Source organism: Streptomyces sp. 147326 (genome assembly GCF_045000215.1).
Lineage (GTDB): Bacteria > Actinomycetota > Actinomycetes > Streptomycetales > Streptomycetaceae > Streptomyces.
In genome coordinates, this window is sequence record NZ_CP134201.1 from 4,163,812 (window position 1) to 4,178,199 (window position 14,388).

Consider the following 14,388-nt stretch of genomic DNA (forward strand, 5'->3'; position numbering starts at 1 on the left):
CGTACGGTGGTGGGGTGCACCGGTTTCTCCTGACCCCGCGCTGGTGGGGGATCAACGTCTTCGTCGCGCTCGCCGTCCCCTTCTGTCTGTTCATGGGGTCCTGGCAGCTCGGCCGGTTCGAGGACCGCGTCGACAGCCACCGGGAGGCGACGGCCGAGCGGCCCGCCGACCAGGTGGCCGCACCGCTGGACTCGCTGCTTCCGGTGGACACGAAGACCTCCGGCCGGCTGGCTTCCACGGCCGGGGAGTACGCCGATCAGATGCTGGTGCCGGAGCGGCGGCTCGACGGCGCGTCCGGTTTCTACGTGCTGACCCTGCTGAAGACCGACTCCGGCAAGGCCGTCCCGGTGGTCCGGGGCTGGCTGCCGGGGGCGGCGGACCCGGCGAAGGCCCCGGCCCCGCCGGCCGGCCGGGTCGAGGTCACCGGCGCCCTGCAGTCCTCGGAGAACTCCGGCACGAAAGGGGTCCACTCCCAGGGCGGCCTGCCGGCCGGGCAGCTCGGGGTGATCGGGGCGGCCTCGCTGGTCAACATCGTCCCGTACGACCTGTACGACGCCTGGCTGACCGTGCAGACCCCGGCGGACGGGATGGTTCCGGTGCCCGCGCAGGCGCCGACCAACACCGGGCTCGACCTGAAGGCCTTCCAGAACCTCGGCTACACCGGCGAGTGGTTCGTCTTCGTCGCCTTCGTGCTCTTCATGTGGTTCCGGCTCTACCGCCGCGAGGTGGAGACCATCCGCGACACCGAGGCCGGTCTGCTCGAACCCGCCGCTTAGGGCGGGCCCGCCGGCCCCCTGCTCGTCGAGCCCCTCACCGGGACACTCGCCGAGCCACTGGTCGGGCTGCTGGTCGGGCTACTTGTCGACCGGGACCGCACCCGTCCGGTAGACCGTTCCGCCGCAGGCCTCGGGAAGCGTCGTCCGCGTGGTCGCGGCCCCCGGCTGCGGGGTGTGCGAGACCGAGACGCCCGCCGTCACCGGGGGCGCTCCCGTCTGCGGCTCGGTGGCCGCCCCGTTCGCCGGGGCGCCCGAGCTGCCCGCGGAGCCGGTCTGCGGCGGCTTCCCTCCCGCATCCGGGTTCGTCGCCGTACAGGCCTCCCCCGACGGCACCCACGCGAAGCGGACCTCGTACGCCGTGTTCGGCGGCAGCACCAGCACCGGAGCCTCCGCCGACGGATCGGGCAGCAGCCCGCTCGCCGGGTCCCCCGCCGTGTGGCCGACCACCGCGACCGAGGAGCCCTGGCCGGCCGGCGCACCGGGCGCCGGGGCGGCCGAGACGGCGTCCTGGCCGGTGACGGCGCAGCCCTGCGCCGAGACGTTGGTGACCCGGAAGCTGCCGTACACCCTGCCGTCGGTCTCCGGAGCGCGGGCCGAGCCCACCACACCCAGCTGGTCCGCGCCGCACCCGGGCACGCCTGCCGCGGCCACCGGGGGCACCGGGCCCGAGCCCGCCACCGAACCGGACGTGCCGGCGGGCCCGCCCGCGCCGCCGGTGCCCGAGGGACCTGCGGTCAGACCGCCCACGGGGGAACCGCCCAGCGTGGCGTCCGGCTGCCCGGTGGCGCCGCCCACGGCCGGGGCGCCGCTGGAGGAGCGGTTGGACCTCGGCTGGTTCCCGGATCCGTTCTGGTGCGGGTCGGACCCGACCGCGCCCGGCTTGTCGCCGGTGTGCTCGCCGTGCCCGGCCATGGCCGCGTGGTCCGTGGCCGAGCCCTCGCCGCCCGCCAGGTGCATGAGGGCCGGGATCGCCGTGCCGGCGAGCAGGGCCACCGCGGCGGCGCCGACCAGGGCCCGGCGCTTGCGGGCCCGGCGCGCGGGGACGGCGTGCCGCAGCCGCTCCAGGGCGCCCGTGGAGGGCTGCAGGCCCTCGACGGCCCCGTGGAACAGGCCCCGCAGCGCCTCTTCCTCGCTCGCTCCGCCCGGCTGGGTGTGGTCGTCCATCATGACTGCGCAGCCTCCATCGCCACCCGCAGCGCGGCAATGCCCCGCGATCCGTACGCCTTGACCGAGCCGAGCGATATTCCGAGCGTCTCGGCGACCTGGGCCTCCGTCATGTCCGCGAAGTAGCGCAGCACCAGCACCTCGCGCTGACGGCGCTGGAGTCCGCGCATCGCCTTGATCAGATCGTCCCGCTCCAGCTGGTCGTACGCGCCCTCTTCGGCGCTCGCCATGTCCGGCATCGGCTTCGACAGCAGCTTGAGGCCGAGGATGCGCCGGCGCAGGGCGGAGCGGGAGAGGTTCACGACGGTCTGGCGCAGGTACGCCAGGGTCTTCTCCCGGTCGCGCACCCGGTTCCGCGCCGAGTGCACGCGGATGAACGCCTCCTGGACCACGTCCTCGCAGGAGGCGGTGTCGTCGAGGAGCAGGGCGGCCAGGCCGAGCAGGGAGCGGTAGTGCGCCTGGTAGGTCGCCGTGAGGTGGTCGACGGTGGTCCCGGCCACCACTTCGACCGTCACCTCGACCGTCACCTCGGCCGTCGTCTCCGACGTCACTTCGGCCGTCGCTTCCGCCGGCTCGCTCCGGCTGCTCCCCGCCGCCTCAGCGCTGTCGCGCGGCGGGGGCACGAGACCGCCCGGGATCGGTGCGGCGGTCAGTACGGGCGCCTCGGAGGACCCCGCCGGCGGAACGGGCACGATCACGGGAAGACCGCCGCCGGACGCACGGAAACCCCGGCGCGACGGGATGATCCCGAGGTGCGCCGGGAGGAGGGTCGGTTCGAGCAGTGCCTCTGCCACGCCTGTAGGACACGCGTCCCCCCGTCAGGGTTGTACGCGCGAGGCAGCCTCACCAGCCATATCCCCGTTGTCCTCATGCGTACCCGCTCTTCCCGATTTGCCCCGTCTTATCGAGACGGCAGTCGGGCCATCACCTTGATCAAGGGATCAGCACCGATCCTACAAAGCGAATTACGCAAATTCACCTGCGATCAGTTCCGCGATCAGCGTGGCGTTCAGAGCGGCGCCCCTGCGGAGGTTGTCGGCGCACACGAAGAACTCCAGGGCGTGGGGGTCGTCGAGCGAGGCCCGCACCCGCCCCACCCAGGCGGGATCCGTCCCGGCGGCGTCCGCGGGGGTGGGGAACTCCCCCGCCGCGGGATCGTCCACGAGCACCACGCCGGGCGCGGCCTCCAGGACCACCCGGGCGTGCGGGGCCGCCACCTCGTTCTCGAACCGGGCCCGCACGGTGAGCGAATGCCCGGTGAGCACCGGCACCTGGACGCAGGTCACCGACACCGGGAGCCGCTCCAGCTGCAGGATCCGGCGCGTCTCCGCCCGTACCGTCAGCTCGTGCGAGGACCAGCCGTCCTCGCGCAGCTCTCCGGACCAGGGCACGACGTTGAGGGCGAGCGGACCCGCGAAGGGGCCGGTGTCCTCGCCCACGGCACGGCGGACGTCCCCGGTCTGCTCCCCGAGGGAGGTCCCGGCGACCAGCGACAGCTGGCGGCGCAGCGCCTCGGAGCCGGGCCGGCCCGCGGCGCTCGCGGCCTGGTACGAGGAGACCACCAGCCCGGTGAGGGAGTACTCGGCGTGCAGCGCGCCCAGGGCCGCGATCATGGCGGCGGTCACGCAGTCCGGGGCGGCGACGATCCCGCGCGGGCGGATCCGTACGGCGTGCCCGTTGACCTCGGGCGCCACGAGCGGGACCTCGGGGTCCGCCCGGAAGGCGGCGGACTGGTCGACGACGACCGCGCCGCGCGCCGTGACGACGGGCGCCCACCGGGCCGAGACCTCGGCCGGGGTCAGGAAGAGTGCGACGTCGCCCGGACCGAAGCCGTCGAAGGCGTCCTCGGTGAGGGCGAGCACCTCGGTCTCCTCCGCGCGGACGGTCAGCGTGCGGCCGGCCGAGCGCGCGGAGGCGATCAGGCGGATGTCGCCCCAGACGTCCGCCCGCTGGGACAGGATCTGGAGCAGGACGGAGCCGACTGCTCCGGTCGCCCCGACCACGGCGAGTGCCGGGGCGGAGGACCGGGTCGCGGTCATCGTCCGGTGCCTCCGTAGACGACTGCTTCGTCGCTGTCGGAGTCGAGGCCGAAGGCCGTGTGCACGGCGCGGACGGCCTCGTTGACGTCGTCCTGGCGGGTGACGACCGAGATGCGGATCTCGGAGGTGGAGATCAGCTCGATGTTGACGCCCGCGTCGGACAGCGCCTGGAAGAAGGAGGCGGTGACGCCCGGGTTCGTCTTCATGCCGGCGCCGACCAGGGAGATCTTGCCGATCTGGTCGTCGTAGCGCAGGGAGTCGAAGCCGATCGCGCCCTTCGCCTTCTCCAGGGCGTCGATGGCCTTGTGGCCCTCGGTCTTGGGGAGCGTGAAGGAGATGTCGGTGAGGCCCGTCGAGGCCGCCGAGACGTTCTGCACGATCATGTCGATGTTGATCTCGGCGTCCGCGATGGCGCGGAAGATCGCCGCGGCCTCACCCGGCTTGTCCGGGACGCCGACGACCGTGATCTTGGCTTCGGAGACGTCGTGAGCGACTCCGGAGATGATGGCGTGCTCCACCTGCTCGTCCCCTTGCGGATTCTCGTTGCTGACCCAGGTGCCCGGCAGTCCCGAGAAGGACGACCGGACGTGGATCGGGATGTTGTATCGGCGTGCGTACTCGACACAGCGGTGCAGCAGCACCTTGGAACCGGAGGCGGCGAGCTCCAGCATGTCCTCGGAGGAGATCCAGTCGATCTTCTTCGCCTTCTTCACGACGCGGGGGTCCGCGGTGAAGACGCCGTCGACGTCGGTGTAGATCTCGCAGACCTCGGCGTCCAGCGCCGCGGCGAGCGCGACGGCCGTGGTGTCCGAGCCGCCTCGGCCGAGGGTGGTGATGTCCTTGGAGTCCGCGGACACGCCCTGGAAGCCGGCGACGATGGCGATGTTGCCCTCGTCCAGCGCGGTGCGGATACGGCCCGGCGTGACATCGATGATGCGCGCTTTGTTGTGGACCGAGTCGGTGATCACGCCTGCCTGGCTACCGGTGAACGACTGGGCCTCGTGGCCCAGGTTTTTGATCGCCATGGCCAGCAGGGCCATGGAGATCCGCTCTCCGGCGGTCAGCAGCATGTCGAATTCGCGTCCGGCAGGCATGGGAGAAACCTGCTCGGCGAGATCGATCAGCTCGTCCGTCGTGTCGCCCATCGCGGAAACCACGACGACCACCTGGTGGCCGTTCTTCTTGGCATCCACGATCCGCTTGGCGACGCGCTTGATGCCTTCGGCATCGGCTACGGAGGAGCCTCCGTACTTCTGCACGACAAGGCCCACGTGCGCTCCTCGCTCAGTCCGTCTCATTGCTGGTGCAGTGTAACGAGCGACCGGGATCCGACCGCTTCGTACCACATCATGAGACGAAAAGATCAAAGAATGGGTTCCCGCGCCGGGCGCTCACTTACGGCCGAGGCCGCCGAGCTCCTCCGCCATCACCCGTCCCGCCTGCTCCGCGAGGTCGTCCTCGGTCATGTCCTCGTCCGTGTCCAGGCCGTCCAGGGCCTCCAGCGGCTGGTTCAGCCGCACGTGCGAGATCAGCGACTGGAGGGCGCGCAGGGTGGCCGAGGCCGTCGGGCCCCAGTTGGTGAAGTACGAGAACTGCCACCACCACAGCGCCTCCGTGATGCGACCCGACTGGTGGTGGATGAGCCCGTGCCGCAGGTCGGCGACCACGTCGGCCAGGTCGTCGGAGATCCGGTGGGCCACCGGAGCCTTGCGCGGCTCGTACGGGTCGAAGACCTCGGAGTAGACGTCGACCGGCTCCAGCATGACCGCGAACCGCTCGCGCAGGACGTCCACGTCCGGCTCCGGGCCGAGATCGGGCTCGTAGCGCTCGTCGGGCAGCACGTCCTGGTACGCGCCCAGGCGGCCGCCAGCCAGCAGCAGCTGGGACACCTCCAGGAGGAGGAAGGGCACCGCGCTGTCCGGGTCCTCACCCTTGGCGACCTCGGTGACCGCAACGATGAACGACTCGATCTGGTCCGCGATCGAGGCGGCGAAGTCGTCCGGATCCTGGCCGAGAGCGTGCAGCATTGCGTCAGACATCGAGAAGTCGCCTTCCTTCAAAGGCCCGCCCGAGCGTGACCTCGTCCGCGTACTCCAGATCTCCCCCGACGGGGAGCCCGCTGGCCAGGCGGGTGACCTTGAGGCCCATGGGCTTGATCATGCGGGCGAGGTAGGTGGCGGTCGCCTCGCCCTCCAGGTTCGGGTCGGTGGCGAGGATCAGCTCGGTCACCTCGCCGTCCGCCAGGCGCGCCAGCAGCTCGCGGATGCGCAGGTCGTCCGGCCCGACGCCCTCGATCGGGCTGATCGCGCCGCCGAGGACGTGGTACTTGCCCCGGAACTCACGCGTCCGCTCGATCGCGACGACGTCCTTCGGCTCCTCGACGACACAGATGACCGTGAGGTCGCGGCGCGGATCGCGGCAGATGTTGCACCGCTCCTCCTGCGCCACGTTCCCGCACACCGCGCAGAACCGGACCTTGTCCTTGACCTCCAGCAGCGCGTGCGCGAGGCGGCGGACATCGGTGGGCTCGGTCTGCAGGATGTGGAAGGCGATCCGCTGCGCGCTCTTGGGCCCGACGCCGGGCAGCCTGCCCAGTTCGTCGATCAGGTCCTGAACCACGCCTTCGTACAACGGACTGCCTTCTCTCTCTGTGTGTGTTTGTGGGGTACTGCGGGACTAGAACGGAAGGCCGGGGATGCCGCTGCCGCCGCCCAGTCCCTGGGCCAGGGGGCCCAGCTTCTGCTGCTGGAGCGCCTGGGCATTCTCGTTGGCCGCCTGGACCGCCGCCACCACCAGGTCCGCGAGCGTCTCCGTGTCCTCGGGGTCCACGGCCTTCGGGTCGATCACCAGGGCCAGCAGCTCGCCGGAACCGGTGACGGTCGCCTTCACCAGGCCGCCGCCGGCCTGGCCCTCGACCTCGGTCTGCCCGAGCTCCTCTTGGGCAGCCGCGAGATCCTGCTGCATCTTCTGGGCCTGCTGGAGCAGCTGCTGCATGTTGGGCTGGCCACCACCGGGAATCACAGGACACTCACTCCGTTCGTCGGGGCCGTCGGGCCGTCTGGACCTCGCAACGCTTGGTCAATCCGAGCCTACGTGCTCCCCGCGCGCTGCGCCCTACGCCGTGAGGACCAACTCTTTCGAGTGAGAGACGGGGCGTACGCGTACCTGCTGGAGAGCTCCTTGCGGGCGGAAATCCCGGGATTCGGCGCCCACCCCCCGTCAATCGAAGGTAGGAAGAGCATGCGCATCATTGCGCACACGCGCACCACCACACGTCAGCGCAGGCAGAGGGAGTGCCGGGTGAGCCAGCCGGAGATGCAGCCCGAGGGGCCACCCCGGGATCCCCGGGAGGAAGGCGGCGGACCGATGGCGGCGGGCGATCTGACCGGCCGGCCGTTCCCCCTCGGGGACTGGGGCGAACCCGCGGAGCGGCTCGACGAGCTCTACCGGCGGGTCGAGGCCGATGCACTGCGCACCGCCGAGTGGTACCTGTCGGACCGGGCGTGGAAGCGCCGGGGCGCGCGGGTGCTGCGCGTCGGCGCGGCCGTGGGTGCCGTCACGGGCGCCGCGATGCCGCTGCTGGAACTGACGGGCTCGGCGCCGGGCGCCTCGACGTACGGGTACCTGGCGCTGCTGCTGGGCGCGGCCGCGCTGGCCTGTGACCGGTTCTTCGGACTGACGTCCGGCTGGATGCGGGACGTGGCCACGGCGCAGGCGGTGCAGCGGCGGCTCCAGACCCTCCAGTTCGACTGGGCGTCGGAGAACGTGCGCGAGGTGCTCGGGCCCACCGAGGGCACGGCCAGCGAGGCCGCCGAGCGGTGCCTGACCGTGCTGCGGAGGTTCTCGGAGGACGTGACGGAGCTGGTGCGCTCCGAGACCGCGGAGTGGATGGTGGAGTTCAGCTCCGGCCCCGCCCCCCTGGTGATGCAGTCCCTGGGCGCCTCCGGGGCCCGCGCGGACGCGAACATCCCCCCGGCCCGCTTCCCCCTCCCCCCGGGCACCCGCCCGAACATGCCCCGGCAACGCCCCCCGGAACAACCCCGCTGAGGGCCGCACCATCCAGCCCCGCCGGCGTTCGAGGCGCGGGGTTCGGGGCGGAGGCCCGCGCCGAACCCCACCCCGCCCGGCGTCAGCTGAAGATGATCATCGAGCCCTGCCCCAGACTGCGGGTAGCCGCCGCGTGCAACCCGAGCCACACGTGCCGCTCACGCGCAAAGGGACTGTCGTCGTACGGAATCGGCCCCGCCGGCTCCTCCAGCGAGGTCGGCCGCCCCGGCGGAGCCGGCGCGGCGGGCGGGTTCCCCGGGTCTATCCCGATCGCGGGCGCCACGAACGCCAGCTCCCGCAGCAACCCCTGCGCGGACCCCAGCGGACCGCCCCCGGCCAGCAGCTCCTCGTTCGCCAGCGGAGCCGCGAAGTCCACCGGGACGTACGCCCCCGCGTGGTCGTAGTGCCACACCAGGTGCGACTGCTGCGCCGTCGGCTCGAACATCTCCAGCAGCTGCTCGTAGTCCCCGCCCAGCTCGTCCACCGGGGTCACCGGCAGCCCGCAGAGCTGCAGCAGGTACGCCCGCCTGAGGAAATGCAGGGCGTCGTAGTCGAAGCCGGCGACCGGGGCGACGTCCCCGCTCAGGCCCGGCATGTAGGCGAACACGGGCACGGACGGCAGCCCGGCCTCGCCCAGCGCCTTGTCGTACGAGGCGATCTCTTCCGCGAAGGGGTTGTCGGGGCTGTGGCACAGCACGTCGACAAGGGGGACCAGCCACAGGTCACAGGCCACACGGCCTCCGATCAGTCGTTGTCGCCGATCCGGCCAGCGTAGTGCGCCGAACACCCTCCGCGAAGAGGTGCGCAGAACCTGTGGGCACGTGGGGGCGCCCCCGGGCCCTCAGATCCGGGCGGCCCAGTCCAGCGCGTGCTGGTTGTAGCCCTGCACGATGCGGCGCACGGCGTCGGCGTCCGCCAGCGTCACGGCGTCCACCAGATCGCCGTGGCCGTCCCACAGCGCCTCCCGCAGCTGCGGCTCGCGCTGGAGGTGCGGGACGGCGAAGACCCAGCACTGCACGCGGATGCGGTGCAGGAACTCGGAGATGTAGGTGTTGGCGACCAGCTCGCTGAGCTCCCGCCAGAAGCGCAGGTCGTAGCCGATCAGCACTTCGAGCGAACCGCTCTGCGCGGCCCGCCGCGCCTCTTCTCCCCGGCGGCGTACCGACACCAGCATCTCGCCGGAGCCGGGCGCGGTGCCGCGCTCGGCGAGCCGGCGGAAGATGCCGTCCACGACCAGCGACCGGGCCTCGATCATTCCCCTGAAGTCGTCCACGGTGAGGATCCGGACCCGGAAGCCCCGGTGCTGGACCAGTTCGAGGAGCCCCTGGGCCGAGAGGTCCACGAGCGCCTCGCGCACCGGGGTCGCGGAGACCTCGTACTGCTCGGCTATCTGCTTGACGGTGAACTCGGTCCCCGGAGGCAGGCGTCCCGCCAGCACCTCGTCACGCAGCGCGTCCGCGATCTGCTGGCGAAGGGTGTTGCGGGTGACAGCTCCGCTGCCTGGCATAGGGGTCCGTCTCCTGTCGTAGGACTCCGGACACCATAGGCCAGACAGCGCGGCCGAAACCGAACGGTTGGTGGTCGTTATGCGGATTCACGACCCGTTATGCGGTGTGACGGTCGGCGACCGTCAGCGCCTCGTCCAGCAGGGCCAGCCCCTCCTTCGCCTCCGCCTCCGTGATCGTGCACGGGGGGACGACGTGGGTGCGGTTCATGTTGACGAACGGCCACAGGCCGGACGCCTTGCAGGCCGCCGCGAATTCGGCCATCGGCGCGTTGTCCGCACCGGCCGCGTTGTACGGGACGAGCGGCTCGCGGGTCTCCTTGTCCCGTACGAGTTCCAGGGCCCAGAAGGTGCCCAGGCCGCGGACCTCGCCGACCGAGGGGTGCCGCTCGGCGATCTCGGCCAGCGCCGGTCCGATCACGTTCTCGCCGAGGTGGGCGGCGTGCTCGACGATGCCCTCCTCCTCCATGACGTTGATCGTCGCGACGGCCGCGGCGCAGGCCAGGGGGTGGCCGGAGTACGTCAGTCCGCCCGGGTAGGGGCGTGTGGCGAAGGTCTCGGCGATGGCGGCCGAGATGGCCACGCCGCCGAGCGGCACGTACCCGCTGTTCACGCCCTTGGCGAAGGTGATCAGGTCGGGGGTGACGTCCCAGTGCTCGGCGGCGAACCACTTGCCGGTGCGGCCGAAGCCCGCCATCACCTCGTCCAGGACGAAGACGATGCCGTGGCGGTCGCAGAGCTCGCGCACACCCGCGAGGTAGCCGGGCGGCGGGGTCATGATCCCGGCGGTGCCGGGCACGCTCTCCAGGATGATCGCCGCGATGGTCTGCGGCCCCTCGAAGGCGATGGTGTCGGCGAGGTGGGCGAGGGCGCGCGCGCACTCCTCGGCCTCGGTGGTGGCGTGGAAGGCGGAGCGGTAGAGGTACGGGCCCCAGAAGTGCACGACGCCGGCGGCGGCCGTGTCGGAGGGCCAGCGGCGCGGGTCACCGGTCAGGTTGATCGCGGCGGCGGTGGCCCCGTGGTACGAGCGGTACGTGGACAGCACCTTCTGCCGGCCCGTGTGCAGACGGGCCATGCGAACGGCGTTCTCGACGGCCTCGGCGCCGCCGTTGGTGAAGAAGATCTTGTCCAGGTCGCCGGGGGTCCGCTCGGCGATGAGGCGTGCGGCCTCGGAGCGGACGTCGACGGCGAAGCCGGGGGCGAGGGTGCAGAGCCGGCCGGCCTGTTCCTGGATCGCGGCGACGACCTTGGGGTGCTGGTGGCCGATGTTGGTGTTGACCAGCTGGGAGGAGAAGTCGAGGAAGCGCTTGCCGTCGTAGTCCCAGAAGTACGACCCCTCGGCCCCGGCGACGGCGAGCGGGTCGATCAGGGCCTGGGCGGACCAGGAATGGAAGACGTGCTTCCGGTCTGCGTCCTTCACGGCGGCAAGGGTGGGGGAGGTGACATGAGGGGTCATGGCGTCACGCTAGAAGTGCGCAGGTGGGGAGGGATATCGGCGGACTGTATGCGGGTGGGGGGCCGGTCTCGGCAGTCTGTCGTCCCGTCCGCTCGCGCGGGTGCACCGGCGAGGACCACTGACAGCACTGACAGCACTGACAGCACCATTGACAGCATCCTGTCGACATGACAGTCTCTTGTCATAAGGGCTCGCCGGACGAGCCCGACCGGAGCAGCCGGATTCGACGCTGGAGGCGACCACCATGAGCGAGACCCCGCGCAAGCCCGTCCACCTCGCGGTCTACGACACGTACGCGGACTGGGAGACCGGACACACCACCGCGCACCTCACCCAGCGCGGCCACGTCGTCCACACGGTCGGCCTCGCCGCCGACCAGCCGGTCACCACCATGGGCGGCGTCCGGATCCTGCCTGACCAGGCCCTGGCCGACCTGCGGCCGGAGGACTCCTCGCTGCTGATCCTCACCGGCGCCGCGCTGTGGGACACGAGCGAGGAACTGGCGCCGTTCGCGGCGAAGGCGAAGGAGTTCCTGGCCGCCGGCGTGCCGGTCGCGGCCATCTGCGGGGCCACCGCGGGCCTCGCCCGCGCGGGCCTGCTCGACGGCCGGGCCCACACCAGCGGAGCCTCCTTCTACCTGGCCTCCCAGCCCGGATACGGGGGCGCCGAGCACTACGTCGAGGCCGACGCGGTGACCGACGGCGACCTGATCACGGCGGGGCCGACGGAACCGGTGGCCTTCGCCCGCGAGGTCTTCGCCCGCCTCGACGTCTACAAGCCGGACGTCCTGGACGCGTGGTACCGGCTCTTCCACGACTCGGACGCGAGCGCGTACCCGGTCCTGATGGCGGCGGCGGAGGCCGGCGATGCCTGAGACGCGGCCGCCCGGCTCCACCCGGGCCCGCCAGGACCTGCTGAGCCGCACGGCGCTCGGGGTGTTCCGGCTGAACGGCCAGTTCCTCTCCGTCTCGGAGGAGCTGGCCCGGCCGGCCGGACTGACGGCCGCCTGGTGGCAGGTACTGGGGGCGGTACTGCGGGAGCCGCAGTCCGTCGCGGGCATCGCCCGGACCATGGGGATCACCCGGCAGAGCGTGCAGCGCATCGCCGACCTGCTGGTCGCCAAGGGCCTGGCCGAATACACCCCGAACCCCGCCCACCGCCGGGCGAAGCTGCTCCGCCCGACGCAGGAGGGACACGCGGCGGTGGCCCGCATCGGCCCGGGCCACGCCTCCCTGGCCACCCGCCTCGCGGCGGAACTGGGCGACACCGCCTTCGCGGAAACGGTCCACGTCCTGGAACGCCTGACCCGTGCCCTGGACACCCTGTCCGCATCCCCGGACAGCAACGCCTAGGGCCCAGAACCCGAACCGAATCCCCGCCCTTCCGGCCCGGCCACACCACCCGGCAGCGCCGGGGGCACGCCCGGCCCCACGGGGTACATCCGGCCTCGCTGGGGGACGTCCGGCCTCGCCGGGGCAATCCAGCGGCGCCGGAGGCAATACCAGCCCCGCCGGCACGTGAGGCGCGGGGCCCGGGGCGGAGCCCCGAACTTCCACCCCCGCCCAATCCAGCGGCGCCACGGGCAAATCCAGCCCCGCCGGCGTTTGAGGCGCGGGGCCCGGGGCGGAGCCCCGATCCTTGAGCCCCGCCGGCCGAGGCGCGGGGCGGCCCGGGCCGGAGCCCAGGCGGCGGGCCCGCCAGGAGCAACCGCCCGGCACGCCCAACCGTCCTTCCCTGCGGAGCCGTTCGGCCAGTGCTCGGCACGGGAGGGACCCCGGCATGGAACACCTGCATCCGCACGATCCCCACCACATCGGCCCCTACCGCCTGCTCTCCCGCCTGGGCGCCGGCGGCATGGGTCAGGTCTACCTCGCCCGCTCCGACCGCGGCCGCACCGTCGCCGTGAAGCTGGTCCACCACGACCTCGCCACCCGCGAGGAGTTCCGCATCCGCTTCCGCCACGAGGTCGCCGCCGCCAGGCGGGTCGGCGGCGAATGGACCGCCCCCGTCCTCGACGCCGACACCGAGGCCGCGACCCCCTGGGTGGCCACCGGCTACGTCGCCGGGCCGAGCCTGCGCGAGGTCGTGGCCCGCGACTTCGGCCCGCTGCCCGGCCGTTCCGTACGGATCCTGGCCGCCGGCCTCGCGTACGCCCTCCAGGACATCCACCACGCCGGCATCGTCCACCGCGACCTCAAACCCTCGAACGTCCTGATCACCCTCGACGGCCCGCGCGTCATCGACTTCGGCATCGCCCGCGCCCCGGCGGAGCCCGGCGACGCGGCCGGCGGCGGCCTGACCCGCGTCGGCGAAGTCATCGGCTCCCCCGGTTTCATGGCGCCCGAGCAGATCCGCGGCGAGCCCGTGACCGCCGCCTGCGACATCTTCTGCCTCGGCGTGGTCCTGGTGTACGCGGCCGCCGGCCGGCTGCCCTTCGGCGACGCGGAGCAGCCCGGCGGCCTGGCGGGACTCCTGCTCCGCAGCACGGAAGCGCAGCCGGACCTGGCCGGCGTACCGGCCGAGCTGCACGATCTCGTACGGGACTGCCTGCACCGGGATCCCGCCGCGCGGCCGGGGCCGGCCGAGGTGCTGGCGCGGGTGGGCGCGGGCGACACCGTGGCCGACGGAAGGGCCCTGGAGCCCTGGCTTCCGGCCCCCCTGGTGGCCCGGCTCGGGCGGCACGCCGTACAGCTGCTGGACCGGGAGGACGCCGGTCCGGACCGGCCGCCCGCCGCCGCCCCTGCTTCGATGCCGACCCCCATGGCAATGCCGTCCGCGTACTCCTCGTACGCGCCGGTGGACGCGGGGCCGGCGCCCCGTCCCTGGACCGCGTCGACCGCCCTGCTCCTGGCGGTGGCCACGGTCGTTGCCGTCCTGTCCGCCGGCACGGTGTACGCGGTGATGAGCGGGGCCGAGGATCCCCGACCGCCCGTCGGTGGTCCCCGTACCCCGACCGCGCCGCCGCCCGCGTCCCCCGCCGGCTCCCCATCGGCCTCCGCTTCGGGCTCCGCTTCGGCCTCCGCTTCCGGCTCCGGCTCCGGCTCCGTGGCCTCGGCCGCCGGACTGCCCGAGGCGTACCTCGGTACCTGGTACGCCACGCACGGCAGCCAGACCTGGCGGCTCACCCTCACCCGCGGCGCGGTCGGCGACCCGGTGATGTCCCTCGCCGTCCAGGCCCCCGGCTTCACCTGCGCCTGGACCGCACCCCTGCGCCACGCCCCCGATCCCGTGGAGCTCGACGCCTCCACCGTCGCCTCCGGCACCCCGCCGACCTGCACCGCGGGCGGCTGGAGCCGGCTCCGGCTGCTGCCCGACGGGACCCTGCAGCGGGAGCTGGCGGCCAGCGACAACCCGCCGCTCAGTTACCGAAGGCAGTGACGGGACAGCCGATTGTGTCGAGGT

At 72.6% G+C, this 14,388-nt stretch carries 15 protein-coding genes; 5 read left to right on the forward strand and 10 right to left on the reverse strand.

The window, feature by feature from the left end:
- Positions 1-14: 14 nt before the first annotated feature.
- Entirely contained in the window at positions 15-776 is a 762-nt protein-coding gene (locus tag RIU97_RS18665) for an SURF1 family protein (protein ID WP_404958203.1), read from the forward strand.
- A 78-nt stretch (positions 777-854) separates the two neighbouring features.
- Here the strand turns inward: RIU97_RS18665 and RIU97_RS18670 are convergent, their stop codons facing one another.
- From RIU97_RS18670 to RIU97_RS18700, 7 genes are all read right to left on the reverse strand, one after another.
- Positions 855-1,943: a hypothetical protein gene (locus RIU97_RS18670; RefSeq protein WP_404958205.1), complete on the reverse strand. Its 1,089-nt coding sequence runs from the start codon at positions 1,941-1,943 to the stop codon at positions 855-857.
- On the reverse strand, positions 1,940-2,491 hold the full coding sequence (locus RIU97_RS18675) for a SigE family RNA polymerase sigma factor (RefSeq protein ID WP_404962874.1): 552 nt from the start codon (positions 2,489-2,491) through the stop codon (positions 1,940-1,942). The genes RIU97_RS18670 and RIU97_RS18675 overlap by 4 nt, the downstream gene beginning before the upstream one ends.
- 414 nt (positions 2,492-2,905) lie before the next feature.
- Positions 2,906-3,979 carry an aspartate-semialdehyde dehydrogenase gene (locus tag RIU97_RS18680; protein ID WP_404958207.1) on the reverse strand — a complete coding sequence of 358 codons (1,074 nt, stop codon included), beginning with the start codon at positions 3,977-3,979 and terminating at the stop codon, positions 2,906-2,908.
- Positions 3,976-5,250, reverse strand: a complete 1,275-nt coding sequence (locus RIU97_RS18685) for an aspartate kinase (RefSeq protein ID WP_319722162.1) — start codon at positions 5,248-5,250, stop codon at positions 3,976-3,978. Before RIU97_RS18685 ends, RIU97_RS18680 begins: the two co-directional genes overlap by 4 nt.
- 120 nt (positions 5,251-5,370) lie before the next feature.
- Positions 5,371-6,018 (reverse strand): DUF5063 domain-containing protein, encoded by a 648-nt coding sequence (locus RIU97_RS18690; RefSeq protein WP_404958209.1) that lies wholly within the window; start codon positions 6,016-6,018, stop codon positions 5,371-5,373.
- On the reverse strand, positions 6,011-6,610 hold the full coding sequence (gene recR / locus RIU97_RS18695) for a recombination mediator RecR (protein WP_301368550.1): 600 nt from the start codon (positions 6,608-6,610) through the stop codon (positions 6,011-6,013). Before recR ends, RIU97_RS18690 begins: the two co-directional genes overlap by 8 nt.
- 45 nt (positions 6,611-6,655) lie before the next feature.
- Positions 6,656-7,000: a YbaB/EbfC family nucleoid-associated protein gene (locus RIU97_RS18700; protein ID WP_404958212.1), complete on the reverse strand. Its 345-nt coding sequence runs from the start codon at positions 6,998-7,000 to the stop codon at positions 6,656-6,658.
- Positions 7,001-7,279: 279 nt separating this feature from the next.
- Between RIU97_RS18700 and RIU97_RS18705 the strand changes: the two genes are divergently transcribed.
- Positions 7,280-8,026, forward strand: coding sequence for an SLATT domain-containing protein (locus RIU97_RS18705; RefSeq protein ID WP_327415351.1), 747 nt, complete (start codon positions 7,280-7,282; stop codon positions 8,024-8,026).
- A gap of 82 nt (positions 8,027-8,108) precedes the next feature.
- On the opposite strand, the gene RIU97_RS18710 is transcribed toward RIU97_RS18705, so the two are convergent.
- From RIU97_RS18710 to RIU97_RS18720, 3 genes are all read right to left on the reverse strand, one after another.
- Positions 8,109-8,759 (reverse strand): hypothetical protein, encoded by a 651-nt coding sequence (locus RIU97_RS18710; protein WP_319733147.1) that lies wholly within the window; start codon positions 8,757-8,759, stop codon positions 8,109-8,111.
- 108 nt (positions 8,760-8,867) lie between these two features.
- On the reverse strand, positions 8,868-9,533 hold the full coding sequence (locus RIU97_RS18715; RefSeq protein WP_327415349.1) for a GntR family transcriptional regulator: 666 nt from the start codon (positions 9,531-9,533) through the stop codon (positions 8,868-8,870).
- Positions 9,534-9,630: 97 nt separating this feature from the next.
- Positions 9,631-10,986, reverse strand: coding sequence for an aspartate aminotransferase family protein (locus RIU97_RS18720; RefSeq protein ID WP_404958216.1), 1,356 nt, complete (start codon positions 10,984-10,986; stop codon positions 9,631-9,633).
- A 244-nt stretch (positions 10,987-11,230) separates the two neighbouring features.
- Between RIU97_RS18720 and RIU97_RS18725 the strand changes: the two genes are divergently transcribed.
- The 3 genes from RIU97_RS18725 to RIU97_RS18735 all read left to right on the forward strand — a co-directional run bounded on the left by RIU97_RS18725 (position 11,231) and on the right by RIU97_RS18735 (position 14,364).
- Positions 11,231-11,860, forward strand: coding sequence for a DJ-1/PfpI family protein (locus tag RIU97_RS18725; RefSeq protein ID WP_404958218.1), 630 nt, complete (start codon positions 11,231-11,233; stop codon positions 11,858-11,860).
- Positions 11,853-12,338 carry a MarR family winged helix-turn-helix transcriptional regulator gene (locus RIU97_RS18730; protein WP_404958220.1) on the forward strand — a complete coding sequence of 162 codons (486 nt, stop codon included), beginning with the start codon at positions 11,853-11,855 and terminating at the stop codon, positions 12,336-12,338. Before RIU97_RS18725 ends, RIU97_RS18730 begins: the two co-directional genes overlap by 8 nt.
- A gap of 427 nt (positions 12,339-12,765) precedes the next feature.
- Complete coding sequence (locus RIU97_RS18735; RefSeq protein ID WP_404958222.1) at positions 12,766-14,364, forward strand: serine/threonine-protein kinase; 1,599 nt, start codon at positions 12,766-12,768, stop codon at positions 14,362-14,364.
- The last annotated feature ends 24 nt before the right edge of the window (positions 14,365-14,388 follow it).

Excerpts from the sequence above, each read along its gene's own strand:
- RIU97_RS18680 (WP_404958207.1), bottom strand. The coding sequence starts at position 3,979 with ATGACCGCGACCCGGTCCTCCGCCCCGGCACTCGCCGTGGTCGGGGCG.
- RIU97_RS18670 (WP_404958205.1), bottom strand. The coding sequence starts at position 1,943 with ATGATGGACGACCACACCCAGCCGGGCGGAGCGAGCGAGGAAGAGGCG.
- RIU97_RS18730 (WP_404958220.1), top strand. The coding sequence starts at position 11,853 with ATGCCTGAGACGCGGCCGCCCGGCTCCACCCGGGCCCGCCAGGACCTG.
- RIU97_RS18735 (WP_404958222.1), top strand. The coding sequence starts at position 12,766 with ATGGAACACCTGCATCCGCACGATCCCCACCACATCGGCCCCTACCGC.
- RIU97_RS18690 (WP_404958209.1), bottom strand. The coding sequence starts at position 6,018 with ATGTCTGACGCAATGCTGCACGCTCTCGGCCAGGATCCGGACGACTTC.
- RIU97_RS18720 (WP_404958216.1), bottom strand. The coding sequence starts at position 10,986 with ATGACCCCTCATGTCACCTCCCCCACCCTTGCCGCCGTGAAGGACGCA.
- RIU97_RS18715 (WP_327415349.1), bottom strand. The coding sequence starts at position 9,533 with ATGCCAGGCAGCGGAGCTGTCACCCGCAACACCCTTCGCCAGCAGATC.
- RIU97_RS18725 (WP_404958218.1), top strand. The coding sequence starts at position 11,231 with ATGAGCGAGACCCCGCGCAAGCCCGTCCACCTCGCGGTCTACGACACG.